General features: G+C 70.3%; 20 protein-coding genes. 5 read left to right on the top strand and 15 right to left on the bottom strand.

Translation table 11 applies throughout. The features are described from left to right. Positions 1-12 precede the first annotated feature (12 nt). Together SK571_RS20125 and SK571_RS20130 are read left to right on the top strand one after the other, a co-directional pair. Positions 13-2274: a cellulase family glycosylhydrolase gene (locus tag SK571_RS20125; protein ID WP_319985627.1), complete on the top strand. Its 2262-nt coding sequence runs from the start codon at positions 13-15 to the stop codon at positions 2272-2274. A 141-nt stretch (positions 2275-2415) separates the two neighbouring features. Further along, complete coding sequence (locus SK571_RS20130) at positions 2416-5535, top strand: family 78 glycoside hydrolase catalytic domain (protein ID WP_319985628.1); 3120 nt, start codon at positions 2416-2418, stop codon at positions 5533-5535. A 27-nt stretch (positions 5536-5562) separates the two neighbouring features. On the opposite strand, the gene SK571_RS20135 is transcribed toward SK571_RS20130, so the two are convergent. The 9 genes from SK571_RS20135 to SK571_RS20175 all read right to left on the bottom strand — a co-directional run bounded on the left by SK571_RS20135 (position 5563) and on the right by SK571_RS20175 (position 16300). Further along, positions 5563-6798 carry an SGNH/GDSL hydrolase family protein gene (locus SK571_RS20135; RefSeq protein ID WP_319985629.1) on the bottom strand — a complete coding sequence of 412 codons (1236 nt, stop codon included), beginning with the start codon at positions 6796-6798 and terminating at the stop codon, positions 5563-5565. 129 nt (positions 6799-6927) lie between these two features. Next, positions 6928-8223 carry a rhamnulokinase gene (locus SK571_RS20140; protein ID WP_319985630.1) on the bottom strand — a complete coding sequence of 432 codons (1296 nt, stop codon included), beginning with the start codon at positions 8221-8223 and terminating at the stop codon, positions 6928-6930. Continuing rightward, a complete protein-coding gene (locus SK571_RS20145) occupies positions 8220-10244 on the bottom strand; it encodes a bifunctional aldolase/short-chain dehydrogenase (RefSeq protein ID WP_319985631.1) in 2025 nt (674 codons plus the stop codon). Before SK571_RS20145 ends, SK571_RS20140 begins: the two co-directional genes overlap by 4 nt. Continuing rightward, complete coding sequence (gene rhaI, locus SK571_RS20150) at positions 10244-11398, bottom strand: L-rhamnose isomerase (protein ID WP_319985632.1); 1155 nt, start codon at positions 11396-11398, stop codon at positions 10244-10246. The genes SK571_RS20145 and rhaI overlap by 1 nt, the downstream gene beginning before the upstream one ends. Positions 11399-11416: 18 nt before the next feature. After that, entirely contained in the window at positions 11417-11728 is a 312-nt protein-coding gene (locus SK571_RS20155) for an L-rhamnose mutarotase (protein ID WP_319985633.1), read from the bottom strand. Position 11729: 1 nt separating this feature from the next. Then, complete coding sequence (gene rhaS / locus SK571_RS20160) at positions 11730-12791, bottom strand: rhamnose ABC transporter substrate-binding protein (RefSeq protein WP_319985634.1); 1062 nt, start codon at positions 12789-12791, stop codon at positions 11730-11732. Further along, positions 12788-13747: an ABC transporter permease gene (locus SK571_RS20165; RefSeq protein WP_319985635.1), complete on the bottom strand. Its 960-nt coding sequence runs from the start codon at positions 13745-13747 to the stop codon at positions 12788-12790. The genes rhaS and SK571_RS20165 overlap by 4 nt, the downstream gene beginning before the upstream one ends. Further along, complete coding sequence (locus SK571_RS20170; RefSeq protein ID WP_319985636.1) at positions 13740-14786, bottom strand: ABC transporter permease; 1047 nt, start codon at positions 14784-14786, stop codon at positions 13740-13742. The genes SK571_RS20165 and SK571_RS20170 overlap by 8 nt, the downstream gene beginning before the upstream one ends. Beyond that, positions 14783-16300, bottom strand: a complete 1518-nt coding sequence (locus SK571_RS20175) for a sugar ABC transporter ATP-binding protein (RefSeq protein ID WP_406602009.1) — start codon at positions 16298-16300, stop codon at positions 14783-14785. Before SK571_RS20175 ends, SK571_RS20170 begins: the two co-directional genes overlap by 4 nt. 108 nt (positions 16301-16408) lie before the next feature. Between SK571_RS20175 and SK571_RS20180 the strand changes: the two genes are divergently transcribed. Continuing rightward, positions 16409-17422: a LacI family DNA-binding transcriptional regulator gene (locus SK571_RS20180; protein ID WP_319985638.1), complete on the top strand. Its 1014-nt coding sequence runs from the start codon at positions 16409-16411 to the stop codon at positions 17420-17422. A 32-nt stretch (positions 17423-17454) separates the two neighbouring features. Here SK571_RS20180 and SK571_RS20185 read toward each other — a convergent pair whose 3' ends face one another. Then, the gene (locus tag SK571_RS20185; RefSeq protein WP_319985639.1) at positions 17455-17778 is read right to left on the bottom strand and encodes a hypothetical protein; all 324 of its coding nucleotides are present in this window, start codon (positions 17776-17778) and stop codon (positions 17455-17457) included. Here SK571_RS20185 and SK571_RS20190 point away from each other — a divergent pair. Then, on the top strand, positions 17771-17953 hold the full coding sequence (locus SK571_RS20190) for a hypothetical protein (protein WP_319985640.1): 183 nt from the start codon (positions 17771-17773) through the stop codon (positions 17951-17953). The genes SK571_RS20185 and SK571_RS20190 overlap by 8 nt on opposite strands. On the opposite strand, the gene SK571_RS20195 is transcribed toward SK571_RS20190, so the two are convergent. Further along, positions 17931-18734 (bottom strand): S1 family peptidase, encoded by an 804-nt coding sequence (locus tag SK571_RS20195; RefSeq protein ID WP_319985641.1) that lies wholly within the window; start codon positions 18732-18734, stop codon positions 17931-17933. The genes SK571_RS20190 and SK571_RS20195 overlap by 23 nt on opposite strands. A 165-nt stretch (positions 18735-18899) precedes the next feature. On the opposite strand from SK571_RS20195, the gene SK571_RS20200 reads away from it, so the two are divergent. Then, a complete protein-coding gene (locus tag SK571_RS20200; RefSeq protein ID WP_319985642.1) occupies positions 18900-20015 on the top strand; it encodes a serine/threonine-protein kinase in 1116 nt (371 codons plus the stop codon). Between the two features lie 7 nt (positions 20016-20022). Here SK571_RS20200 and SK571_RS20205 read toward each other — a convergent pair whose 3' ends face one another. The 4 genes from SK571_RS20205 to SK571_RS20220 form a co-directional block, all read right to left on the bottom strand. After that, positions 20023-21609 carry a CocE/NonD family hydrolase gene (locus tag SK571_RS20205; RefSeq protein ID WP_319985643.1) on the bottom strand — a complete coding sequence of 529 codons (1587 nt, stop codon included), beginning with the start codon at positions 21607-21609 and terminating at the stop codon, positions 20023-20025. Further along, positions 21606-22178: a TetR/AcrR family transcriptional regulator gene (locus SK571_RS20210; protein ID WP_319985644.1), complete on the bottom strand. Its 573-nt coding sequence runs from the start codon at positions 22176-22178 to the stop codon at positions 21606-21608. Before SK571_RS20210 ends, SK571_RS20205 begins: the two co-directional genes overlap by 4 nt. A 40-nt stretch (positions 22179-22218) precedes the next feature. Next, a complete protein-coding gene (locus SK571_RS20215; protein WP_319985744.1) occupies positions 22219-23214 on the bottom strand; it encodes a TerC family protein in 996 nt (331 codons plus the stop codon). A 71-nt stretch (positions 23215-23285) separates the two neighbouring features. Beyond that, positions 23286-25583 (bottom strand): beta-xylosidase/alpha-l-arabinosidase, encoded by a 2298-nt coding sequence (locus SK571_RS20220; protein ID WP_319985645.1) that lies wholly within the window; start codon positions 25581-25583, stop codon positions 23286-23288. Position 25584 lies beyond the last annotated feature (1 nt).

Here is a 25584-nt window from a genome sequence, read left to right on the forward strand (position 1 = left end):
CTGGAGGTCGTTGTGACCTTGCGATTTCTCCGAGCGGTGGTGACCGGTCTGCTGCTGGCGGCCTGTGTGGTCATCGCTCCCGCCGCGGCGAACGCCGCCGCTCCCACCCGAGTGATGGCGCTCGGTGACTCCATCACCGGCTCTCCGGGCTGCTGGCGGGCGCTGCTCTGGAAACACCTGCAGGACACCGGGCACACCGACGTCGACTTCGTCGGCTCACTGCCGGCGCCGGGCTGCGGCTTCACCTACGACGGTGAGAACGAGGGCCACGGCGGGTACCTCGCGACGAACATCGCGCGGGACAACCAGCTTCCCGGCTGGCTCTCCTCGGCCCGGCCGGACGTCGTGCTCATGCACCTGGGCACCAACGACGTCTGGAACAACATCCCCGCGAACACGATCCTGAGCGCCTACAGCACGTTGCTCGGTCAGATGCGGGCGAGCAACCCGGCGATCAAGCTGGTCGTCGCCCAGATCATCCCGATGAACCCGTCGAACTGCTCCGCGTGCGCGCAGCGGGTGGTGGACCTGAACGCCGCGATTCCCGGCTGGGCAAGGGCGAACAGCACGGCGGCCTCGCCGATCACGGTGGTGGACCAGTGGACCGGGTTCAGCACCGCGGCCGACACCACCGACGGCGTGCACCCCAACACCACCACCGGTATCCAGAAGATCGAGAGCCGCTGGTACCCGGCGGTCGTGGCCGCACTGGGGGCCGAACCCCCGGCCGCGGTGGGTCTGCACGTCGAGGGCGCGAAGGTCGTCGAGGGCAACGGCACCCCGTTCGTCATGCGCGGCGTGAACCACGCCCACGTCTGGTACCAGTCGCAGACCAGGGCGTTCGCGGACATCAAGTCCTTCGGCGCCAACACGGTGCGCGTCGTGCTCGGCAGCGGTCAGCGGTGGGGCCCGACCCCGGCGGCGGAGGTCGGGAGCGTCATCGGGCTGTGCAAGCAGTCGAAGCTGATCTGCGTGCTGGAAGTCCACGACACCACCGGGTACGGCGAGCAGAGCGGGGCGGCGACCCTCGACCAGGCGGCCAGTTACTGGATCAGCGTGGCGAGCGCGCTCAAGGGGCAGGAGAACTACGTCGTCATCAACCTGGGCAACGAGCCGTTCGGCAACAACGCCCAGGCCAGTGCCACGTGGGCGAGTGCGACGAGCAGCGCGATCAGCCGGTTGCGCGGAGCCGGCCTGCAGCACCTGCTGATGGCGGACGCGCCGATGTGGGGCCAGGACTGGGGCAACATCATGCGCGACAACGCGGCTTCGGTGCTGAACGCCGATCCGCAGCGCAACACCGTGTTCTCCATCCACATGTACGGCGTCTACAACACCGCGGACAAGGTCAACGCCTACTTCGACTCGTTCAAGTCGGCGGGTCTGCCCCTGGTGGTGGGGGAGTTCGGGCACAACCACAGCGACGGTGACCCGGACGAGGACACGATCCTGGCCCAGGCGCAGGCCCGCGGCCTCGGTTACCTCGGCTGGTCGTGGAGCGGCAACAGCAGCGACGTCGCGTACCTCGACATGGTCAACTCCTTCGACCCGGCGAGCCTGACCCCGTGGGGTCAGCGGATCCTCAACGGCGCCAACGGAATCCGGCAGACCTCGAAGGAGGCCACGATCTACGGCGGCAGTCCGGGTGACACCCAGCCGCCGTCGACGCCGGGCACGCCGACGGCGTCGGGCGTCACGTCCACCGGCCTGACGCTGAACTGGGCGGCCTCGACCGACAACGTCGGCGTCACCGGTTACGACGTGCTCCGTGCCGTGGGCAGCGGCTCCTTCACGCAGGTCGGCTCGACGGCGACGACCTCGTTCGCCGACAGCGGCCTGACCCCGTCGACCACCTACCGGTACCAGGTGCGGGCGAAGGACGCGGCCGGCAACGTGTCGGCGAGTTCCGGCATCGCGTCGGCGACGACCGGCGCGGGTGGTGGCACCGGTACCTGCAAGGTCGGTTACTCGGGTCAGAACTGGGGCGGTGGCAACGGCTTCACCGCCAGCATCGCCATCACCAACACCGGCACGAGCGCGATCAACGGCTGGACGCTGGCCTTCAGCTACGCGAACGGTCAGAGCGTGACCCTGCCCGGGTGGGGCGCGACGTTCGCCCAGTCCGGTGCCGCCGTCACCGCGACCAACCTGACCTGGAACGGCGCACTGGCGCCGAACGCGTCGACGACCATCGGGTTCAACGGCACGTTCAGCGGGTCCAACCCGGCGCCGTCGACGTTCACGCTCAACGGGAGCACCTGCACGACCGCCTGAGTCCGCGTTTGCACGATTCAACAGGCTGTCCGATTGCGGACAGCCTGTTGTCGTGTGCCTTGACACACCTCCGCGTACCCAACACGCTGGGCCCGCTGCCGCGATTGAAACGTTTCATCCAGCGACGAAGGTGGAGGCGACGTGCGCAGACGGGTGTTCCTCAGGACGTCGGCGGTCGGGCTGACCGCCACCGCGCTGCCGGTCGGGGTGGCACACGCCGCACCGCAGGAGCGGGCGGGTGGGGTGCGCGTGGTGCGCACGACCGTGGAGTACGCGGAAACGTTGCTGGGCACGGACGTCACCGCGCCCCGGCTCGGCTGGGTGCTCGCGGCCGACGGCACCGGCGCCCGGCAGACCGCCTACCAGGTCGAGGTCGGCACCGCGCCCGGACGTGCGGACGTCTGGCAGTCCGGCAAGGTCGGCTCCGACCGCACCACAGGAGTCGCCTACGCGGGCAAGGAGCTGAAACCGCGCACCCGCTACCACTGGCGCGTGCGGGTGTGGGACGGCGCGAACCGGCCGTCGGCGTGGAGCACCACGAACTGGTGGGAGACGGCGCTGCTCGGCACGCCGTGGCAGGCGCGGTGGATCGGTGCCGCGGACACGTCGATCGCCTTCACCGGCGCGAGGTGGATCTGGTCGGCCTCGACACCGCCCGAGAGCCGATGGTTCCGCACCTCGGTCGACCTTCCCGCGGACGCGGTCAGGGCCAGGCTCGTCGCGACGGCGGACGACGACTTCACCTTGTACGTCAACGGGTCCGAGGTTCTGCACGTGCCCGAGCAGGTCGACGTCTGGAAGGTCGGGCAACGCGCCGATGTGACCCGCCTGGCCGGCCGGCGGATCGTGCTGGCCGCCCGCGCCACCAACAGGTCGGCGGGACCGGCCGGATTCCTGCTGCGCCTCCTGGTCGACCTTCCCGACGGTCAGCGCGAGGTCGTCACCGGACCGGGGTGGAAGGTCGCCGAGACCGAGCAGGCCGGCTGGCAGACCCCGGACTTCGACGACTCGGCGTGGGCTCCGGCGACCGTTCTCGACCCGTACGGCCAGGGCCCGTGGGGTGCGAACGTCACGGTGAAGGAGCAGCCGGCACCGTTGCTGCGCAGAGAGTTCGCGCTGACCAAGCCGGTCAGGCGCGCACGGCTGTACGTCAGCGGCCTCGCCTACCACGAGACCGAGATCAACGGCCGCCGTGTCGGCGATCGCGTGCTCGACCCCGGCTTCACCGACTACGACAACACGGTCCTGTACGCGACGCACGACGTCACGAGCCTGGTTCGCAACGGCCGCAATGCCATCGGCGTGACACTGGGCCGCGGCTTCTACGGCATGAAGACGCCGAACGTGTGGCGGTGGGAGCGGCCGCCGTGGCACGACGAGCCGAAACTGCTGGCGCAGCTGGAGATCGACCACCCGGACGGCACGCGCACGACCGTCACGTCGGACGGTCAGTGGCGCCTGACCGACGGCCCCACGGTGTCGAACTCGCTCTACACCGGCGAGACCTACGACGCCCGCCTCGCCCCGCGCGACTGGACGAAACCCGGCTTCGACGACGGCGCGTGGCAGCGCACCTCCGTCAGGCCGGCACCGAAGGGCACGCTGAAAGCCCAGGAGCACGAACCGATCCGCGTGATCGAGTCCGTCACACCGACTGTGAGCGTGCTCAAGCCCGGTGTCTTCGTGGCCGACATGGGCCGCACGATGTCCGGCTGGACCCAGCTCACCGTCACCGCTCCCGCGGGCACGGTGGTGCGGCTCAAGCACGGTGAGACGCTGAACTCCGATGGCAGCGTTCACATGGAGAACGGTCACGTCAGCGGTGGCCGCATCCAGCTCGACGAGTACGTCTGTGCCGGCGGCACGGAGACGTGGGAGCCGAAGTTCTCCTACAAGGGCTTCCGCTACGTCGAGGTGACCGGCCTGACGGCGGCACCGAAGCTGGTCGGCCGCCTGGTGCACTCGGACGTGCCGCAGGTCAGCACGTTCCGCTGCTCCGAGCCGTTGTTCGAGCAGTACGACGCCGCGATGCGCCGCACGGTCGCGAACAACCTGCACGGCATCCCCACCGACACCCCGACCTACGAGAAGAACGGCTGGACGGGTGACGCCCAGGTCGGCGCGCCGTCGATGCTCGCCGAGTTCGGCATGGCGAAGTTCTTCACGAAGTGGCTCGGCGACCTCGCGGACAGCCAGGACGCGGCCGGTCAGCTACCGGTGATCGTGCCGAGCGGCGGCTGGGGTTACCGCGAACTCGCGCCCGCTCCCGAGTGGACGACCGTGTACCCGTTCGTGCTGCGGGAGATGTACCGGATCTACGGCGACGACCGGTTGCCGGAGCAGCACTGGCCGGTGCTCACCCGCTACCTGGACTGGGAGATCGGCAGACTGCGCGACGGCCTCGCGGTCACCGCGCTCGGCGACTTCCTGCCGCCAGATTCCGGTGGCATCCCGCCGGAGGACACCCGGCTCACCGCGACCGCGTACCTCTACCGGGCCCTGCTGCACACCGCCGAACTCGGTGACGTGATCGGCAAGCCCGTCCCGCGGTACCGCGACGTGGCCGCAAGCCTGTTGTCAGCGTTCAACAAGGCGTTCCTGGACGGCTACTACCGCACCGCCAAGGACACGGACTACCGGCAGACGTCCAACGCGATCCCGCTCGCCTTCGGCATGGTGCCCGCCGGCTCCGTCCAGGCCGTCGCGGACAGGCTGGCCGCCGAGGTCCGGGCGAACGGCAACCACGTCAACGTCGGCTGCCTCGGTGCCAGCGTGCTGCTGCAGGCGTTGGGCGACAACGGACACGCCGACGTCGCGCACGCCATGGCCACCGAGCGGTCGTACCCGAGCTGGGGACACTGGTTCTCGAACGGCGCCGACACCATGTGGGAGATGTGGGACACCGGCACCCGTTCGCGCAACCACTACTTCAAGGGCACCATCGCGCAGTGGCTGTACGAGCACGTCGCCGGTCTGCGGCCGGGCGACGCGGGCTACCGGACGTTCACGGTCCGGCCTTCCGCGACCGCCCTGTCGTGGGCGCGGTTCGAGTTCGAGAGCGTGCGCGGACGCATCAGCGTGGCGTGGGCGAAGGTCGACGGCGTGCTGAGGCTGACCGTCGAGGTGCCGGTGGGGTCGACCGCCGAGGTGCACGTGCCGCATTCCAGCGGTGTCGCGGTGGTGAAGGTGCCGCACGGGAGGTGGAGGTTCACCGGGGGAGGTAGCGCCGCAGCTGCTGCGACCGCCGTACCGGCTTCCTGAGGCCGGCAGCACCGCGAAGTGCCGCCGCTACCGGAACAGGCGGATCGGCACGGCCTCCGCGAGCATCCGGTAGCCGGTCGGGTTCAGGTGCAGGTGATCACCGACGTCCGCGGCGGCCAGGAGTCGCCGCGGTTCGGCCGGATCGCGCACGGCGGCGTCGAAGTCGACGACCGCGTCGAAGCGGCGGCTCGTGCGGATCCAGCGGTTGACGGCCTGCCTGGCCGACTCCCGCAAGCCGCCGGGATCGTCGTAACCGCTGCCGCCGAACGGAAGCAGAGTGGCGCCGTAGACCTGGATGTCGTGTGCGTGTGCGCGGTCGATGATCTGCTGGTAGGCGGCGATCAGGTCGTCGGCCACCTGTTTCTGGGCGGCTTCGGTCGCGGCGGCCGTGCCGATGTCGTTGACCCCCTCGAAGAGGATCAGCCACCGGACGGCGCTCTGCGCGAGGAGGTCGCGGTCCAGCCGGGCCAGCACGCTGGGACCGAGGCCGTCGTTGAGCACGCGGTTGCCGCCCGCGGCCTGGTTGAGGACCGCGATGTCCTTGCCGCGCAACCGGTCGAAGAGCTGGTTGGGCCAGCGGTCGTTGCCGTTGGTGGTCGAACCGCGGCCGTCGGTCAGCGAATCCCCGATCACGACCAGGCTGGAGGCCTCCGCGCGCACCTCGACGCCGCTGAGGAAGTACCAGTGGTCGGTGGGGACCGCGCCCGGCAGGTCCGGGGAGTCGACGTGGTTGCCCGCCACCAGGTGCGACGTGGTGCGGGAGCCGGGATGCGAGGTGATCGCCGCAGACGCCTGGCCGCTCGCGAGGTAGACGGTCACGGTGAGGTTCGTGCCCGGCGCGAGGGTGAAGCCGAGCGGGTCGGACAGGACCAGTGCGCCGACCGGAACGTCCGCGGAGGGCCTGCCGCTGAACGTCACCCGCCGGACCGTGCCCGGCTGGACCCCGCTGACGCCCGCGCGGCCGTCCACCGGCAGTGCGACGGTGACCGCGGTGATCGGCAGCACCGCCCCGCCGAACGCGTTGGAGAACCGCAACCGCATCCGCCGCCCGCCCACCGAGACCTGGACGGTCTGGCGCAGCGTGGCGTCCGCCAGCACGAGGTTGTCCTGGGTGAACGGCGGCGGTGGCATGTTGTGCGGTTCCGTCAGCTGTGGCATCGACGTCCACGTGGTGACCCAGCGTTCGCGCCTGGCATCAGCCCGGGCGACGGTGGGGACGAGTGCACCGGTGGCAGCCAGACCGAGAAACGAACGCCTGCGCATCTCTCACGTTCCTCTCGAAAGGAGTGGAAAGGAAAGAACACGATCTCTGGCAACGAACCTAGGGGTGCGCGCGAACGAGAGTCAATCCGCAGGGCCAGACGAATAATTTTCGAAACTTCCCGCGAAGAATCATCGCGGGAGGTAACGCCGCAAAGCTTGTGAACGCCGGACGAGCGTCCTGAGGTCGGCCAGCGTGCCGTCGGCCGCGCCCACGGCACGTGCCTGCACCAGTACGTTGCCCAGCGCGGTCGCCTCGGCCGGGCCCGCCACGACGGGCAGGCCGCACGCGTCGGCGGTGAGCTGGCAGAGCAACTCGTTGCGCGAGCCGCCACCGACGACGTGCACGACTTCGACTTCTTTGCCGGACAACCGCTGCGCGTCCGCGATGGCGTCGCGGTGAGCCAGCGCGAGACTGTCCAGGATGGACCGGACGATCTCGGCGCGAGTCATGTTCTTCCCGCACCACTGCTGAATCCGGGCGGGCATGTCGCCGGGTGGGAGGAACACCGGGTCGTTGGGGTCGAACACCGAGCCGGTCGCGTGCGCGGCTTCGCGCAACAACGGTTCGAGCTCGGCGCCCCAGGACCGCAGGCATTCCTGCAGCAGCCACAAGCCCATCACGTTGCGGAGGTAGCGAACCGTGCCGTCCACGCCGCCCTCGTTGGTGAAGTTGGCGGCGCGGCTTTCGGCGGTGAGCACGGGTTCGGGGAGTTCGACGCCGACCAGTGACCAGGTGCCGCAGGAGATGTAGGCGAACCGATCGGTCTCGGCGGGAACGGCCACCACGGCGGACGCGGTGTCGTGCGACCCGACCGCGATGACCGGGACTCCGTTGTAAGTGCCGGCGAGGTCGCCAGGCCGGCGCAGCGCCGGGAGGAGGCCCGGCAGTTCACGGGTCAGCTCGGGCGACCACTGTCCTGTTCGGACGTCGATCAGTCCGGTCGTGGTGGCGTTGGTGTACTCGGCGCCGCGTTCGCCGGTGAGCCAGTAGGAGATCAGGTCGGGGATGAGCAGGAGCTGGGAGGCCTGGGGGAGCAGCGGTTCGGCCATGAGCTGGAACATCGTGTTGAACGGCTGGAACTGCAGCCCGTTGATCTCGTACAGGCCGTCGGCCGGCTTGATCCCGTCGGTGCGGGAGTCGCGGTAGCAGACGGGATCTCCGAGCAACTCGCCCCGCGCGTCGAGCAGGCCGTAGTCGACCGCCCAGCTGTCGATGCCGATGCTGCCGACCTCACCGGCGAGCCGAAGCCCGGCCAGCACCTCGCGGTACAGGCCGGGCAGGTCCCAGTGCAGCGAGCCGTGCCGGTGCACCGGGCCGTTGGCGAACCGGTGCACCTCCTCGATGTGAACGCGGCCGTCGGTGACGACCCCGCGGACCACCCGGCCGCTGGACGCACCGAGGTCGACGGCCGCGACCGCCGTCATCGCAGGAACGCCGCGGCGACGCCGGCATCGACCGGCACGTGCAGGCCGGTCGTGAGCGACAGGTCGCCCGCTGTGAGCGCGAACACCGCCGCGGCCACGTGGTCGGGCAGCACCTCGCGCTTGAGCAACGTGCGCTGGGCGTAGAACTCGCCGAGCTTCTCCTCCGGTACGCCGTAGACGGCGGCGCGCTGGGCGCCCCAGCCGCCGGCGAAGATCCCGGAGCCGCGCACCACGCCGTCCGGGTTGATGCCGTTGACGCGGATGCCGTCCTCGCCGAGCTCGGCCGCGAGCAACCGCACCTGGTGCGCCTGGTCGGCCTTCGCCGCTCCGTAGGCGACGTTGTTCGGGCCGGCGAAGACCGCGTTCTTGCTGGAGATGTAGATGATGTCGCCGCCCATGCCCTGAGCGCGCATGACCCTGGCGGCCTGCTGCGAGACCAGGAACGAACCCTTGGCCATCACGTCGTGCTGCAGGTCCCAGTCGGCCTCGGTCGTCTGGTCGAGCGACTTGGAGATCGACAGGCCGGCGTTGTTGACCACCAGGTCCACGCCGCCGAACGCGAGCACCGCCGCGCGGAACGCCTCGGCGATGCCCGCCGCGTCCGTGACGTCGACGGTCACCGGCACCGCCACGTCCGGGGAACCGATGCCCGAAGCGACTTCACGCGCGCTCTCAGCGTCGCGATCGGCGACCACGACGCACGCACCCTCGGCCGCCAGCCGTTCGGCGACCGCCCGGCCGATGCCCGAACCGCCACCGGTGACGAGTGCGACGCGGGTGGCCAGCGGCTTGGGCTTCGGCATCCGTTGCAGCTTGGCCTCTTCGAGCGACCAGTACTCGATGCGGAACTTCTCGCGCTCGTCGATCGGCGCGTACCGCGAGACCGACTCGGCGCCCCGCATGACGTTGATGGCGTTCACGTAGAACTCGCCCGCCACCCTTGCGGTCTGCTTGTTCCTGCCGAAGCTGAACATGCCGACGCCCGGCACGAGCACGACGGCCGGGTCCGCGCCGCGCATCGGCGGGCTGTCCGGCTCGGCGTGCCGCTCGTAGTAGGCCCGGTAGTCCTCGCGGTAGGCGGCGTGGAGGTGTCGCAGGCGTTCCACGACGTCCGCCACCGGCGCGCTCGGCGGCAGGTCGAGCACCAACGGCCGGACCTTGGTGCGCAGGAAGTGGTCGGGGCACGACGTGCCGAGCGCGGCCAGTTCCGGATGCCGTTCCCGCGACAGGAAGTCCAGCACCACGTCCGAGTCCGTGAAGTGGCCGACCTGGGGGCTGTCCGTGGAGGCCAGACCGCGGATCACCGGCGCGAGTTCGGCTGCCCTCACCCGCCGCTCCTCCGGGGACAGCGGCTCGTGGACCACCGGTCCGAACGGCTCGGCGCGGCCGTGGTCGTCGAGGTAGCGCTGCGCGGTCTGGATGATCTCCAGCGAGTGCGCCTCGCACTCCTCGCTCGTCGCACCCCACGCGGTGATGCCGTGCCCGCCCAGGACGACGCCGATGGCCTGCGGGTTGTCCCGCTTGATCGCCGCGATGTCCAGGCCCAGCTGGAAACCCGGCCGCCGCCACGGCACCCACGCCACGCGTTCGCCGAAGCACGCCTTGACCAGTGCCTCGCCGTCCGCCGCCGTCGCGAACGCGATACCGGCGTCCGGATGCAGGTGGTCGACGTGCGCGGCGTCCACGAGGCCGTGCATGGCCGTGTCGATCGACGGCGCCGCGCCTCCCTTGCCGTGCAGGCAGAAGTCGAACGCGGCGACCATCTCGTCCTCGCGCTCCACGCCCGGATAGACCTCGGTCAGCGCGCGGAGCCGGTCGAGCCTCAGCACCGCGAGCCCGGACTCCTCCAGCGTTCCCAGGTCACCGCCGGATCCCTTGACCCACATCAGTTCCACGGGCTGCCCGGTCACCGGGTCGGGCGCCTGGTCCTTGGCCGAGGTGTTGCCACCCGCGTAGTTGGTGTTGCGCGGATCGGCGCCGAGCCGGTTGCTCCGCCCCAGCAGCGCTTGGACCTGCTCCATCACGCACCCCACCCGGCGGCCTCGCCACCGACTCGTTCCCGGACGATCTGCTCGGCGTACCCGGATCGCCGGTACGCGGCCATCGGATCGGGATCCAGTCCCATGTCCTCGCGCAGCTCCCGCAGAAGCGGCCGCACGTCGGTGTTGTAGGCGTCCATCAACGCGGCGTTCGCCTCCAGCACGTCACCGGACCGCTGGGCCGCGTCCAACGCGCCGTGGTCGACGAGGAGCGCCTTCGCCGTGGCCTCCTGGACGTTGAGGACCGAGCGGATGATCGCCGGGATCTTCGGCTCCAGGTTGTGGCACTGGTCGAGCATGAACGCGATGCCGGCGGCGGGCTTCAGCGCGTCGGCCAGCACGATCTCGTGCATGATCCGGAACAGCTGGAACGGGTCGGCCGCCCCGGCCATCAGGTCGTCGTCGGCGTAGAAGCGCGAGTTGAAGTCGAACGCGCCGAGCTTGTCCGCCCGCAGCAGGAACGACACGATGAACTCGATGTTCGTGCCGGGGGCGTGGTGCCCGGTGTCGATCACGACCTGCGCCCGTTCGCCCAGCTGCAGGCAGTGCGCGAACGCCGTGCCCCAGTCCGGCACGTCGGTTGCGTAGAAGGCGGGCTCGAAGAGCTTGTACTCCAGCAGCATCCGCTGATCGGAACCGAGCCGGTCGTAGGTCTCCCGCAACGCCTCGGCGAGCCGGTCCTGGCGGGCGCGGATGTTGTCCTGGCCGGGGTAGTTGAGGCCGTCGGCGAACCACAGCTTGAGGTCGCGCGACCCCGTCTGGTCCATGATGTCGACGCACTCCAGCAGGTGCCCGATCGCCTTGCGCCGCACCGTCGCGTCCGGATGGCAGACGCTGCCGAGCTTGTAGTCGTCGTCCTGGAACACGTTGGAGTTGATGGCCCCGAGCGCGACACCCCGGTCCCGTGCGTAGGAGGCGAGCTTGCCGTAGTCGTCGACCCTGTCCCACGGGATGTGCAACGCGACGGTCGGCGCGATGCCGGTGAGCCGGTGCACCACCGCGGCGTCGTCGATCTTCTCGTACGGCGTGCGCGGAACTCCCTGCTGTGCGAACACCTTGAACCGGGTGCCGGAGTTGCCGTACGCCCACGACGGCGTCTCGATCCGCTGCTCGCGCAGCGCGTCCTTCACGCTCATTGTTCTCCCCAAAGCTTTTCAGTCGAGGTGGAAGACCTCGTCGAGCGGGCGCATCCGTTCGTCGGCGTTGCCGTCGCCGACGAAGAACTCCGCCATCTCGGTCTGCCAGCGCGCGTTCACCTCGGTGCGCGCCATCTCCGCGAGAGCCGCGTCGAAGTCGTCGCACTCGAGGTAGCCGATGAGCAGGCCGTCCCCGGCGAGGAAGAGGGAGTAGTTGCGCCATCCCGCTTCGCTGAGGGCGGCCCGCATCTCCGGCCACACCTCGCGGTGCCGCGCCCGGTACTCGCCGAGACGGTCCGGGCGGACCCGCAAGGTGAAGCAGACGCGCATGTCAGAAGTCGAACTTGTCGATGTTGTCCTTGGTGAACACGGTCGGCGGGCCGAGGACGACCTCGCCCTTGGCGCCGATCGTGTAGTCGCCGAGCTCACCGGCCTTGTACTTCTCGCCCTCCGCGCCGGTGATCTGCCCGGACGCGAGCGCGGCGGCGGTGTAGGTGGCGAGGTAGCCGAGCTTGCTCGGGTCCCACAGCGCGAACGACTTCACCGTGCCGTCCTGGACGAACTTGCGCATCTGGTTCGGCGTGCCGAGACCGGTCAGCTGCACCTTGCCCTTGTACTCCGACGAGCTGAGGTAGCGGGCGGCCGCCGCGACACCGACGGTGGTCGGCGAGATGATGCCCTTGAGGTTCGGGTGCGCCTGCAGCAGACCCTGGGTCTTCTGGAACGACGTCTGGTCGTCGTCGTTGCCGTACGCGGTCTCCACGAGCTTGAGACCCGAGTACTCGGGCTTCGCGAGCTCGGTCTTCATGACCTCGATCCACGCGTTCTGGTTGGTGGCGTTGGGAGTCGCGGACAGGATGGCGATCTCACCGGACCCGCCGACCGCCTCGGAGATCAGCTTCACCTGGCCGGCCGCGATCTCGGTCGAGGTGGCCTGGTTGATGAACACGTCGCGGGCGTCCGGGGCGGCGTCGGAGTCGAACGTGACGACCTTGAGCCCTTGTGAACGTGCGCTCTTCAGCGCGGGTGCCACGGCATTGGCGTCGTTCGCGGAGATCACCAGCGCGTCCTGCTTCTGCTGCGCGGCGGTGTTGATGTAGGTGACCTGCGAGGAGGCGGCCGCGTCGGACGGTCCGGTGGCCTTGACCTCGGCCTTGATCGCCGTTCCCGCCTGCTCGGAACCCTTCTGCGCCACGGTGAAGTACGGGTTGTTGACCTGCTTGGGCAGGAACGTGATCTTCAGACCTTCTTTGAGCGCCGCGTTGGGGTCACCCTTGGCGGCGTTGGTGGCGCCACCGGTCTGATCACCCGCGCTGTCCTTCGTGGTGCCACCGCAGGCGGTGAGCGCGACAGCCCCGGACATCACCAGGGCGAGCACTAGACGTGTGTTCATGTCGCGGCCTTTCGTAGGGTTCCGACGCGTCGGGTGATTGACGGGGCGAGCACGCTCACCAGCAGCAGGAGGCCGGTGACGATGGTGAGGACCTCGGTGGAGGTGTCCTGCAGGATCAGGAGGTTGCGCAGGCCGCCCAGCAGCAGCACGCCCGCGAGCACGCCGAAGAGCGATCCCTTGCCGCCGAAGATGGACACGCCGCCGAGCAGCACGGCGGCGACGACGGCCAGTTCGAGCCCGACGCCGTTGTCCGCACGGGCGCTGGAGAACCGGAACGTGTAGACGATGCCCGCGATCGCGGCCACGGCTCCGGCGAGCACGAACAGGCTGAGCTTCACGCGCTTGACCCTGATGCCGGAGAAGCGCGCACCCTCCTCGTTGGCACCGATCGCGTAGACGGACCGGCCGAACGAGCTGGCGTGCAGGGCGACGCCGAACAGGACGGCGAGCACCGCGGCCAGCACGATCGGGTACGGGATGTCGGTGCCGGGCACCGGGGTCGTGCCGAACGACGTGTAGCTCGCCGGGAAGTCGGCGACCGCGGTGTCGCCCAGGACCACCAGCGCGAGGCCGCGGTAGAGCGCGAGCGTGCCGATGGTGACCGCGAGCGACGGCAGACCGAGCCTCGTGACCAGCAGGCCGTTCACCGCTCCGCACACCGCTCCCGCGACGATCACCGTCGGCAGGATCGTCTCCAGCGGCCAGCCCGCGTTCCACAACCAGCCGATCAGCGCGCTGGACAGGCCCAGCACCGACGCGACGGACAGGTCGATCTCGCCCGCGACGATCACCAGCGTGAGGGGCAGGGCGATCAGCGCGATCTCGCCGATGTCGAGGCCGAGGTAGAAGAGGTTGCCGCCGGACAGGAACGAGCCGTCGGTGCTGACCTGGCCGGTGAGCGCCACCACGACGAGCAGGAACACCAGCGCGGTCTCCCACCGCAGGAGGTTACGCATGGCTGGTCCCTTCGGAGGTGCGCAGGGCTTTGGCCAGTCGCAGTGCCAGGAGCCGGTCGACGGTGATCGCGCTGAGCAGGAGCGCGCCCGCGATCGCCTGCTGCCAGAACGCGGGGATCTGCAGCACCACCAGGCAGCTCGTGATCGTGCCCAGCAGGAGCGCGCCGAGCGCGGCCCCGGTCACCGTGCCGGATCCGCCGAAGATCGCGACGCCACCGACCACGACCGCCGCGACGACCTGGAGTTCGAGGCCGGTGCCCGCGGCGGCGTCGACGGTGCCGTAGCGGGCGACCCACAGGGCACCCGCGAGCCCGGCGATCAGGCCGGAGACGGCGAACGTCGTGAGCGTGCGCTTGGCGACGGGGATGCCGGCGAGCGTGGCGGCCTCCGGGTTCGAGCCGATGGCGTAGAGCTCGCGGCCGGAGCGGTACGAACGCAGGTACACGGCGGCGACCACGATCACCACGACGGCGACCAGCACGAGGACCGGGATGCCGAGGACGCGGCTGCTGCCGAGGTCCAGGAGGGCGTCGGGGAGGTTGGCCGCGTTGACCTGCTTGCCTTGGGCCAGCGCGTAGTCGATGCCCCGGAACACGTACAGCGTGCCGAGGGTGACGACGAGGCTCGGGACGTTGCCCAGTGCCACCAGCAGTCCGTTGAGGAACCCGCAGGCGAGGCCGACCGCGACGCCGAAACCGATGCCCAGCAGGAGCGGGGTGCCGGGGTTGTCGGCGAAGTGCTGGGCGGTGAGGAAGGCGGACAGGCCGAGGACCGAGCCGACGGACAGGTCGACGTTGCGGGTGATGACGACGAGGGTCTGGCCCACGGCGAGGAGCGCGACGATCGAGGCGTTGAGGAGGAGGTCGCGGAGGCTCTGGGGCTGGATGAAGCGCGGGTTGACGATCGCGGTGGGGAGGACGACGAGGGCCAGCGCCACGACGATGCCGAGCTCGCGCACCCGGCCGACGCGGCTCGTGAGACGGCGGGCCGCGGTGCGCCGGGCGGGTGGGGTGACGGCGGGGGTGAGCTGGGCGGTCATGGCGCCACCGCCTGTCCTGCCGCCGCCATCGCCACCCGTTCCTCCGTCGCCTCGGCCCGCGACAGCTCCTCGACCAGCCGGCCCTCGTGCATCACCAGCACGCGGTCGGCCATGCCGAGCACCTCCGGCAGTTCGGACGAGATCATCAGCACCGCCACGCCCTGCCCGGCCAGTTCCGACAGCAGCCGGTGCACCTCGGCCTTCGTGCCGACGTCGATGCCGCGCGTCGGTTCGTCGACGATCAGCACGGACGGGTTGCGCGCCAGCCACTTCGCCAGCACGACCTTCTGCTGGTTGCCGCCGGACAGCACGCCGACCGGGTCGCTCAGCTTCGAGAACTTCAGCCGCAGCTTCACCGCCCAGTCCTGGGCGAGAGCGCGTTCGGAGCTCCGGCGCAGCAGGCCGAACTTCGACAGCCGGCCCAGCGAGGCCAGCGCCGTGTTGCGTTCGATGGACGCGTCCATGACGAGTCCCTGCTGACGGCGGTCCTCCGGCACGAACCCGATGCCCGCGGCCATCGCGGCGGTGGGGGAGCCGTACTTCAGCCGCTTTCCGCCCACGTGCACGGAACCGGCGTCGGGACGGTCGATGCCGAAGACCGCCCGTGCCACCTCGCTGCGTCCGGCGCCGACCAGCCCGGACAGGGCGACGATCTCGCCCGCGCGGACGTCGAACGACACGTCGGTGAACACGCCCTCGCGAGTCAGCCGCCGCACGGAGAGCAGCACGTCACCCGCTGTCGTGTCCTGCTTGGGGAAGAGCTGCGACAGCTCGCGGCCGACCATCCGGCGCACCAAGGAGTCCGGCGTCTCGCCGGAGAGTTCGCCGGACCACACGAACTCGCCGTCCCGCAGCACCGTGGCGCGCTGGCACAGCTCGAACACCTCGCCGAGCCGGTGCGAGACGAACAGCACGGCGGCGTCCTGTTCCCGCAACGCCCGCACCACACCGAAAAGCCGCTGCACCTCGTGCGCGGACAGGGCGGCGGTCGGTTCGTCCATGACGATCACCCGGGCGTCGAACGACAACGCCTTGGCGATCTCGACGAGCTGCTGGTCCGCAATGGACAGTCCGCGCGCCGGACGGGCCGGGTCGAGCTTGACTCCCAGGCGCGAGAACAACTCCGAGGTGCGGGCGTGCATCTCGGCGACGTCGATGCGGCGGCCGAACCCGAGCGGCTGACGGCCCATGAACACGTTCTCGGCCACCGACAGGTCGCCGAACAGCGTCGGCTCCTGGTAGATGATCGCGATGCCCGCCGCCAAAGCGTCGGCGGGACCGGAGAACCGCCGCGCGGAGCCGTCGACCAGCACCTGGCCCGCGTCCGGGCGGTGGACCCCGGCCAGCGTCTTGATCAGCGTCGACTTGCCGGCACCGTTCTCCCCGAGCAACGCGTGGGCCTCGCCGGGCAGCAGTCGCAACGACACCCCGGACAACGCGCGGACCGCGCCGAAGGACTTGCTCACCTCGTCCAGTGTCACCACGGGAGGTCGGTCCACGTCCGTCTCCTCGATGTTGAAACGTTTTAACGCCTGAGTTACGAGCACTCTGGGTGTGTTACGTCACGATGTCAAGGGTCGCGGGGTACGATTCGTTGTCACGTTTCAACAAAGGAGCCGCCGGTGAAGCCGTCAGTGGGCATCCGCGACGTCGCGCAGCACGCCGGCGTGTCCAACGCGACCGTCTCGAACGTGCTGAACCGGCCCGACGTCGTCGCTCCCGCCACCCGCCAGCGAGTGCTGGCCGCCATCGAGCAACTCGGCTTCGTGCGCAACGAGTCCGCACGCCAGCTGCGCGCGGGTAGCAGCCGGGTGATCGCCTACGTCGTGCTGGACGCGGCGAACCCGTTCTTCACGGACGTGGCACGCGGCGTCGAGGACGCGGCAAGAGACGCGGGCCTCGCGTTGTTCCTGTGCAACAGCGCCTCGGACGGCGGCCGTGAACGCGAGTACCTGGAGCTGCTGCACGAACAACGCGTCGAGGGCATCCTGATCACCCCGGTCGACGCGGAAAGCGCGCAGATCGCCGAACGCGGCACGCCCGTCGTGCTGGTCGACCGCGAGGCGACGGACGGAACGCGCTGCTCGGTGGCCGTGGACGACGTGCTCGGCGGCGAACTGGCGGTCACCCACCTGATCGAGAACGGCCACACCCGCATCGCGATGGTCGGCGGCCCGCTGTCCATCCAGCAGGTGCGCGACCGGCGCGAGGGCGCGGTGCGGGCGCTGACGAACGCCGGTCTGCCCGCGGAGTCGCTCACGTTCCTCGAAACCAGGAGCCTGCAGGTGGCGGAGGGCCGCGGTGCGGGGGAGCGGCTGGTGGGCCTGCCCGCCTCCCGTCGTCCGACGGCGGCGTTCTGCGCCAACGACCTGCTCGCGCTCGGCCTGCTGCAGTCGATGACGCAGCAGGGCCTGCGCGTGCCGGACGACCTGGCCGTCGTGGGCTACGACGACATCGAGTTCGCCGCTGCCGCAGCCGTTCCGCTGACGTCGGTGCGCCAGCCGCGTGAGCAGCTGGGGCGCACCGCCGCCCAGTTGCTGCTGTCGGAGAACGAGCCGGACCACGAGCACCGGCACGTGAAGTTCCAGCCAGAGCTCGTGGTCCGCGCTTCTACCGCGGTAAAGCGGCGAAAGTGACCCAGTGGCGTGGCCCGGAACGGGCCACGCCACTAACGGACGAGCAGAATTTCCCTGTCGCTTTCGACAGTGCGCGAACCTTCCGGCGGAAGGTAGACGTTCAGCGAAGCGGAAGTGAATGCGACGCCCGGCCGAAACGCTTTCGTGCGCGCCACCACGGTCACGTTGACCCTGTGGTGGTCGCCGGTGCACGGAACGTTCGCCGTGTATTTGTCGCCGATCGCGAGTTCACCGCGCACGTTCTGCGTGACCTGCACCCACAACGAGCCGGTGGCACCGTTCTGGCACATCACCCGCACCGGCACGACGACCGCGACGCCTCGCGCCTCCAGTTTGGCCTGCGACTGGATGGCCATCGCGGCCTCCACCGTCGCCGCCGACGCCGGCATTGTGGTGGCCAGCACCGCGGCCGCAGTCAGTACGAACGCCGAAATTGCACGCACGATTTTTCACCTCGTTCTTGTGGAAGGCGGAATGCGGCCGCACGCCGACATTAGCCACGAGGTGTTCAGCGGTGCGAGGGGCCATTGATCGTCACGCGAATCCACTGCGCGTGCGCCGGTACGTTCGTGTACAGGCCGGGGCCGTTCGCGCAGAGGCTGTCCGTGTCACCGGGGCCCGACGTCGTGCCGATCAACTCCCACCGGCCGTGCTTGCCGCGCTGGATCTGCGGGCCGCCCGAGTCACCGACGCACGCCATGGCGCCCGCCTTCCGGCTGATCGTGCACAACCGCGTCACGGCGGCGTAGCCCGGCGCGCACTCGGACTCCGCGCCAAGCCGGGTGTCGAGCTGCTGGAGTCGTTCGGGGAACACGGCCTCGGTGATGTCGACCGTGTCCACCGTGGTGCCGAAACCGAGCAGCCGGGTCGGTGTTCCCGCCGGGCCGGGCCGGGCGGCGATGCGGATCGGCCGTTCCCGCACCGGGTGGTCGAGCCGGACCAGTGCGATGTCGTGCTCGTTGGGCTGCCCCAGCCGGTAGCCCGGATGCCGCACCACGCGGTCGATGGAGCGCACGGTGCCGCCGGACGTCCTGTGGTCGCTGCCGACGCGGACCGTCCCGTCCGGCACCGCTCCCGTTCCCTCCGGATCGACGCAGTGCGCGGCCGTCACGACCCAGCGGGGATGGATCAGCGACGCCCCGCACACGCCCTTCGCGCCACCTGCGGCGGGCACGGTCTCCGGGATCGACGCCATGAACTCGTAGCGCTCGGTGGAGCTGTCGCCGTGGACGACGGCGCCTGCGGTTCCAGTCATCGCCACGGCGCACAAGGCACCTGTCAGCAGGACGAGGGCCGGTTTCAAGCTGGGCATGATCTTCTCTCGTTCGCCGGACATCTGTCCTGATCAGGATGGTCGCGCGGCGCCGAAAGATCGATCTGGCCAGCTGGCGTCCCGAGGTGGAGCCTGCTCCACGGTTGGATCACCGATCGGGTGGGCACCCCTGAGCGGTCCCGCCCGAACGGAAAGGCCGCGCCCATGTCGAACACGAGTCTCCTCGCCGACCGGTACCGGCTGGGTGAGGTGCTCGGCACCGGCGGGGTCGCGCAGGTGCGCCGGGCCTGGGACGTGCTGCTGGCGCGTGACGTCGCGGTCAAGCTGTTCCGGCCGGGCGACGACCTCGCGGACGCACGCCGGATCGACAACGAGATCTGCGCGCTCGCGGGACTGTCCCACCCCGGCCTGGTCAAGGTCTACGACGCGGATCCGGGCGGCGAGACGCCGTACGTGGTGCTGGAGCTGATCGAGGGCCGGACCCTGCGCGACCGCGTCGCGGACGGGCCGATGGCCGTCGAGGACGTGCGCCGGGTGGGTGCGGCCCTGGCCGACGCACTGGCTCACGTGCACGCCCGCGGTTTCGTCCACCGCGACGTCAAGCCGTCCAACGTGCTGCTCGACGACGACGAGCTCCCCCGCCTCTCCGATTTCGGCCTGGTGAGCATGGCGGGCGGGGCCGGCATCACCAAGACCGACCACGTCGTGGGCACGGCGGCCTACCTCGCGCCGGAACAGGTGCGAGGACAGGAGGTCACCGCCGCGGCCGACGTGTACGCGCTCGGACTGGTGCTGCTGGAGTGCCTGACCGGGCACCGCGAGTACGAGGGCTCGGAGGTCGAGGCCGCCGTCGCCCGCCTGCACCGGCCGCCCGCGATGCCGGACGGCCTGCCGTTCGACCTCGTGCGGCTGCTGTCCCGGATGACGGCCCTGAGCGCGGCCCGCCGCCCGACGGCGCGCGAGTGCGCAGAGGCCCTGCGCTCTCCGGTGGCGGACCCGCCGACCCTCGTCGTGGCCAAGCCGCCCCGCTCCCGGGGACTGCTCGCGGCCGCGGCGGCCGTGGTGCTCATCTCGGCCGTCGGCACGGGGATCAGCACGTGGAACAGCGTCACCTCGACGGGGTCCGAGCCGCCGGCCACGAACGCGCCGGCGTCCGACCCCACGCGCACAGCGGGCTTCGTTCCCACGCCCGTCGTGGTGCAACCGACCGCTCCGGTCGTCGCACCGGCACCGGTCGAGGTCGTGGACCGGGGCACGCCGGCCGGACCGGGCGGCAAGGGCAAGTCCGGCAAGGGGAAGGACAGGAAGGGCGGAGCCTGACGGCCCGTCAGCGCACGGGAAGCACGATCGCGGACGGCCGCTCCGGTCCGGAGTGGACCGACTGGGTGGCCGCGACCATCCTAGTGGCCGTCGCACGTGGTTCACCGGTGCCGGGATTGCGGGCGTAACGGGGGAACGCGCCACTGGAGACCTGCACGCGGATCCGGTGCCCGCGCCGGAAGCGGTACGCCGTGGGCCACAACCGGACAGCGGCGCACTGCGGTTCCTCCGCCGACGTGAGGCTCACGAGTCCGTCGCAGACGTTCCACGAACGTCCCTCCGGATCGACGTCGCACAGCCGGACGAACACGTCGGCGTGCGCGAGGCTGGACGAGAACCATATCCCGGCGCTGACCTCACCGACCACCTCGACGTCCTGGTCGAGAACGGACGTGGTGTAGGTGAGCACGTCCGGCCGGGCCTCCAGGGCGGTGTTGTCGACGCGGCCGCCGTCCCGCGCCAGGCGCACACCACCGGACGCCGGAGTCGGGTCGGCAGGGTCGTAGCGGAAGGTGTCCACCGAGGACTCACCGAGCTCTGGGCCGAGCACACCGCCCGCACCGAGGTGGAAGCGCGTGGGCGAGTAGCCCGGCGGCGGCCAGGAGTCGAACGGGCGCCAGGCGTCCTCGCCCATCACGTACAGCTGCACGGGAGCGCGGTCCGGAGGTTCCTCGCCACGGGCGTGTGCCAGGCCGAACTCCACGGCTTCGCGGACCGGCGCGGCCATGACCTCCGTGTGGGTCCACGGCCCGACGGTCAGCCGCGCGGTGCGGCCGTTGTCCTGCAACGCCTGGAAGTCGCGCAGCTGACCGGGCAGGAAGATGTCGTACCAGCCGCCGATGGAACTGACCGGCACGGTCACGCCGGCGACCCGGTGGCTGTGGTCGAACTCCTGCCACCGCGCGGAGTCCGAGTCGTGGACGAGGATGTCCTGGACGTAGTCGGAACGCGAGCCGAACGCCACGACGTCCGCGTCCCGCAACGGCAACGTGTGCAGCGCTCGTGCGGTCTTCTTGTCCTGGAACGGCTTGCGCAGCATCGCCAGCGGGCGTTGCTGGGTGCCGACGAGCACGCCCCACTCGAACGGCGTCTCCAGCGACATGCCGTCCGCGCGCAGGAACTCCAGCGTCAGAGCGGATTCCGTGACCACCGGGATCATCGCCTTGACCTGGGGCGGCAGCTGATCGGCGACGGCCCACTGCACGTGGCCCAGGTAGCTCAGCCCGTAGAGCACGATCGCGTCGCTCCACGGCTGCTCCACCAGCCACTCGAGAGTGGCGTGACCGTCCGCGCGTTCCTGGCGCATCGGGTCGAACGTGCCGCCGGAGCCGAAGCCGCCGCGCACGCTCTGGATCACCACCTGGTAGCCGCGTTCGGCCAGCGGCCTCGCCATGACCGACCCGAACAGGCGCCGACCGTACGGGGACCGGATCAACGCCGTCGGCAGGCCGTCACCACCCGAGCGCGGCATCCACCGGTCGGCGAGCAGGTCGACGCCGTCGGGCATGGGGACGCGCAGGTCCCGCTGCACCACGACATCACGGGTCAGCGGCGGCGAGAGCTTGAGCCCGCGCTGGAGAAGAAGGCTGATCATCGATGCTCCAGGAGTAGGGAGAGCACACCCAGCAGGCGGTCGGTGAACGTCTCCGGATCGGGTGCTCCCGCGACCACCCAGGACGTGACGAACGATCCAGCGCCGCCCGTGATGAACGCGGCGAGGTTGTCGGCGGTCTGGCCGGAGAGTCCGCGCAGGTGTGCGACGGCCTGCCGGTTGACCGGCAGGAGCAGGCTGATCAGCCCCCGGTCCAGCGCGAACGCGCACGACCCGGTGAACAGGGCGCGGTAGAACACCCGGTGGTCGGCGAAGTGCCTGGCCACGGCGAGCGTCTCGGCCCGTGCGTCCACGGGGGGCGCGAGGTCGGAGAGCCGGGGCAGCAGTTCACGGCGGGCGAGGTCGAGCCCCGCCTCGAGCAGCAGCGAGTCCAGGTCCCCGAAGTGCTGGTACACGACCCGGCGGCTGACGTCGGCCGACTCGGCGACCTCGGACACCGTGATCGCCGTCGTGCCCCGTGCGGTCACCAGGTCGACCACGGCGGCCAGGACGGCCGCACGGGTGCGGCGCACCCGGCGGTCGCGTGGCGGCTCGACCTCGCGCAGCTCCATGCGCCAGATCGTGTTACAGCTGTTACTAAATAGTCAAGTGTTACTTATCTTCATCGCGGTGACCGCGCAGCGAACCGGGGTGCGCCTTGGCCGACGGGTCGTTGCGCGTCTTGACGAGGCTGGCGACCGTGACGACCACCAGGATCGCGATGATCACGCCGAGGCTGAGCGGCGTCGGCACCTCGGGCACGCTCGGGGAGATGTCCACGTGCGCCCAGTGCAGGATCAGCTTCACGCCGATGAACGCGAGGATGATCGCCAGCCCGGCCGACAGGTAGACGAGCCGGTCGAGCAGGCCCTTGACGAGGAAGAACAGCGCGCGCAGGCCGAGCAGCGCGAAGGCGTTGGCGGTGAAGACGATGTAGGGCTCCTCGGTCACGCCGAACACCGCGGGGATCGAGTCGAGCGCGAAGAGCAGGTCGACGCCACCGATCGCGACCAGCACGACGAACAAGGGAGTGGCGAACCGCTTGCCGTCCACGCGGGTGAAGATCTTGCCGCCGACGTAGTCGTCCGTGACGGGCAGGAGCTTGCGCGCGGTCTTCACGACGATGTTGTTCTCGACGTCGGGATCCTCGTCGCGGTGCCGGAACAGCTGCACGGCCGTGAAGATCAGCAGCAGCCCGAACAGCAGGAACATGAAGGAGAACAACGACAGCAGCGTTGCGCCGACCGCGATGAAGATGCCTCGCATGATCAGCGCGAGCACGATGCCGAACGTCAGCACCTTGTGCTGGTGCTCCTCGGGCACGAGGAACGTGGTCATGATGATCACGAAGACGAAGAGGTTGTCGACCGACAGGCTCTTCTCGACGATGTAGCCGGCGAAGTACTCCGCGCCGAACCCGCCGCCGTGCGCGCTCGCGAACCACACGCCGAAGCCGATGGCGACGAGGATGTAGAACACCGACCACAGACTGGCTTCGCGGAAGCCGATCCGGTGCGGTCGCCACGCCGCGAGCACGAGGTCGACCGCCAGCAGCGCGACGATCACCCCGATCGTCGTCGCCCACGTCAGTCCGCTGATCTCCAGCACCGCAAGTCCCTCCACCCGCCCGGTCCGTCCGCAATGGACGTTACCGGGCGGTGGAGGCGGGCGTCAGGACGTCAGGGTGTGTCGAACTCGGGTGTCAGGACGCGGTCGAACCCGACCTGCCTCGCCGGCCCGGTCAGCGCGAGCTTCAACGAGGTGTGGATGTTCGCGCTCGACGTGCCGACGTGCAGCTCGACGTCACCGGGATCGACCTGGCGGTGGCCCGCGCGGCCGGTGTAGGAGGTGAGGTCCGCGTGCAGCCGTGCGGTGACCGTGCGGGTCTGGCCGGGAGCCAGGTCCACCTTCACCGCGCCGATCAGCTGGCGGACGGGCCGGGCGACCTCCGCCACCGGGTCGTGCAGGTAGATCTGGACGACCTCGGCGGTCGCGACGTCCGTGTCGTTGCGCAGGACGACGTGCACCGCGCAGGTGCCGTCGGTCGGCCACTCGCGTTCCTCGCAACCCGCCGTGACCCACGTGGCGGACGCGTAGGACAGGCCGTGGCCGAACGGGAACAGCGGGGTCGGGTCGACCGTGCTGACCTCGCTGCGGGTGCCGAGCGGGGCGCTGAGGTAGGTGGACGGCTGGGTGGAGCCGGCGCCGGGGAAGCTGACCGGGAGCCTGCCGGACGGGTTGACGCGCCCGCTGAGGACGCCCGCCAGCGCCGCCGCGCCCTCCTGGCCGGGGTAGAAGCCGCACACGACGGCGGCGAGCCGGTCGACCTGCCGGGACAGGTCGTAGGGCCGGCCCGACAGCAGCACGAGCACCACCGGCATGCCGGTGCCGAGCACCGCCTCCAGCAGTTCCTCCTGGCGGCCGGGCAACCTCAGGTCCTCGACGTCACAACCCTCACCGGACGTGCCCTTGCCGAACAGGCCGGCCTGGTCGCCCAGCACCACGACGCAGACCTCCGCCTGGCGCGCGGCCTCGACCGCCTCGGCGATCTCGTCGTCGGTCCCGCCGACCACCGGACATCCCCGCGCGAACACCACGTCGTGGTCCTCGCGCAACGCGTCCAGCACGGTGGCGACCTCGATGCCCATCTCGGCGTCCGGGTGGTGCACGCCGACGTGCAGCGGGAACGAGTAGCAGCCCATCATCGCGCCGGGTTCGTCCGCGCGCGGGCCGACGACGGCCAGCCGCTTGCCGGCCAACGGCAGCACGCCGTCGTTCTGCAGCAACACGATCGAGCGTTCCGCCACCTCGCGGGCGAGGGCGCGGGACTCGGGGTCGTCCAGGTCGAGGTTCGCGTCGGGTGCGGGGGAGTAGCCGGGGTCGAGCAGTCCCAGCTCGAACTTCTGCGCCAGCACGCGGGACACCGCCCGGTCGACGACCGCGATGTCCACCCGGTCGAAGTAGAGGCCTTCGAGCAGCGGCTCGCCGTAACAGTCCACAGTGGGCAGTTCGACGTCGATGCCGGCCGTCAGCGCCTGGGCGGCCGCGTCCTCGCGTCCGGCGGCGACGTTGTGCAGCTTGTGCAGGAACGCCACCGAGAAGTAGTCGGCGACCACCGTGCCGGTGAAGCCGTACTCGCCGCGAAGCCGCTCGGTGAGCATCTCCGGATCAGCCGCCACGGGGACGCCGTCGTTGTCGGCGTAGGAGTTCATCACCGACCGGGCGCCGGCGTGCAGCGCCATCTCGAACGGCGGCAGGATCACGTCCGCGAGCTCGCGCGGCCCGATCGACACCGGCGCGAGGTTGCGTCCCGCGCGTGAGGCCGAGTACCCGGCGAAGTGCTTGAGCGTCGACACGATCCCGGCGGACTCCAGGCCCGCGACGTAGGCGGCACCGATGGTGCCCACGAGCTGCGGGTCCTCGCCGATGGTCTCCTCGACCCGGCCCCAGCGCAGGTCGCGCGCGACGTCGAGGACGGGGGCCAGGCCCTGGTGCACGCCGAGGCGGCGCATCGAGTCGCCGATCCGCGCGGCCATGCGCCGCACCAGATCCGGTTCGAAGGTCGCGCCCCAGCACAGCGGTGAGGGGTACACCGTCGCCTGCCAGGCGGCCAGCCCGGTCAGGCACTCCTCGTGCGCCACAGCGGGAATCCCGAAGCGGCTCGCCTCGATGATCTGCCGCTGGGTGCGCGCGAGCGTGCGGGCGCCGACCTCCGGCGCGATCGGCCGGGTGCCGAAGACGCGGGTGAGCTGGCCGATGCCGTGGCGGGTCAGCTCGTCGAAGTCCTGCGGTGCCACGGCGAACTCGTGCTGGTGCGGGGCCATCTCGCCGCCGGCGTCGATGCCGGCCCAGATCCCTTGCAGCTGCGCGATCTTCTCCTGCGGGGTCATCCGCGCGACGAGGTCGCGCACACGTTCGGCCACGGGGGCGTGCGGGTTCCGCCAGATCTCGTCCGGCGTGGTGGCTTCTGTCGTCACA

Origin of the sequence: Lentzea kristufekii (assembly GCF_033949925.1) — a bacterium.
GTDB classification, from domain to species: Bacteria; Actinomycetota; Actinomycetes; order Mycobacteriales; family Pseudonocardiaceae; genus Lentzea; species Lentzea kristufekii.

Excerpts from the sequence above, each read along its gene's own strand:
- SK571_RS20135 (WP_319985629.1), bottom strand. The coding sequence starts at position 6,798 with ATGCGCAGGCGTTCGTTTCTCGGTCTGGCTGCCACCGGTGCACTCGTC.
- SK571_RS20140 (WP_319985630.1), bottom strand. The coding sequence starts at position 8,223 with ATGACGGCGGTCGCGGCCGTCGACCTCGGTGCGTCCAGCGGCCGGGTG.
- SK571_RS20145 (WP_319985631.1), bottom strand. The coding sequence starts at position 10,244 with ATGGAGCAGGTCCAAGCGCTGCTGGGGCGGAGCAACCGGCTCGGCGCC.
- rhaI (WP_319985632.1), bottom strand. The coding sequence starts at position 11,398 with ATGAGCGTGAAGGACGCGCTGCGCGAGCAGCGGATCGAGACGCCGTCG.
- SK571_RS20155 (WP_319985633.1), bottom strand. The coding sequence starts at position 11,728 with ATGCGCGTCTGCTTCACCTTGCGGGTCCGCCCGGACCGTCTCGGCGAG.
- rhaS (WP_319985634.1), bottom strand. The coding sequence starts at position 12,791 with ATGAACACACGTCTAGTGCTCGCCCTGGTGATGTCCGGGGCTGTCGCG.
- SK571_RS20165 (WP_319985635.1), bottom strand. The coding sequence starts at position 13,747 with ATGCGTAACCTCCTGCGGTGGGAGACCGCGCTGGTGTTCCTGCTCGTC.
- SK571_RS20170 (WP_319985636.1), bottom strand. The coding sequence starts at position 14,786 with ATGACCGCCCAGCTCACCCCCGCCGTCACCCCACCCGCCCGGCGCACC.
- SK571_RS20190 (WP_319985640.1), top strand. The coding sequence starts at position 17,771 with ATGGCCATCGCGGCCTCCACCGTCGCCGCCGACGCCGGCATTGTGGTG.
- SK571_RS20185 (WP_319985639.1), bottom strand. The coding sequence starts at position 17,778 with ATGGCCATCCAGTCGCAGGCCAAACTGGAGGCGCGAGGCGTCGCGGTC.
- SK571_RS20195 (WP_319985641.1), bottom strand. The coding sequence starts at position 18,734 with ATGCCCAGCTTGAAACCGGCCCTCGTCCTGCTGACAGGTGCCTTGTGC.
- SK571_RS20200 (WP_319985642.1), top strand. The coding sequence starts at position 18,900 with ATGTCGAACACGAGTCTCCTCGCCGACCGGTACCGGCTGGGTGAGGTG.
- SK571_RS20205 (WP_319985643.1), bottom strand. The coding sequence starts at position 21,609 with ATGATCAGCCTTCTTCTCCAGCGCGGGCTCAAGCTCTCGCCGCCGCTG.
- SK571_RS20210 (WP_319985644.1), bottom strand. The coding sequence starts at position 22,178 with ATGGAGCTGCGCGAGGTCGAGCCGCCACGCGACCGCCGGGTGCGCCGC.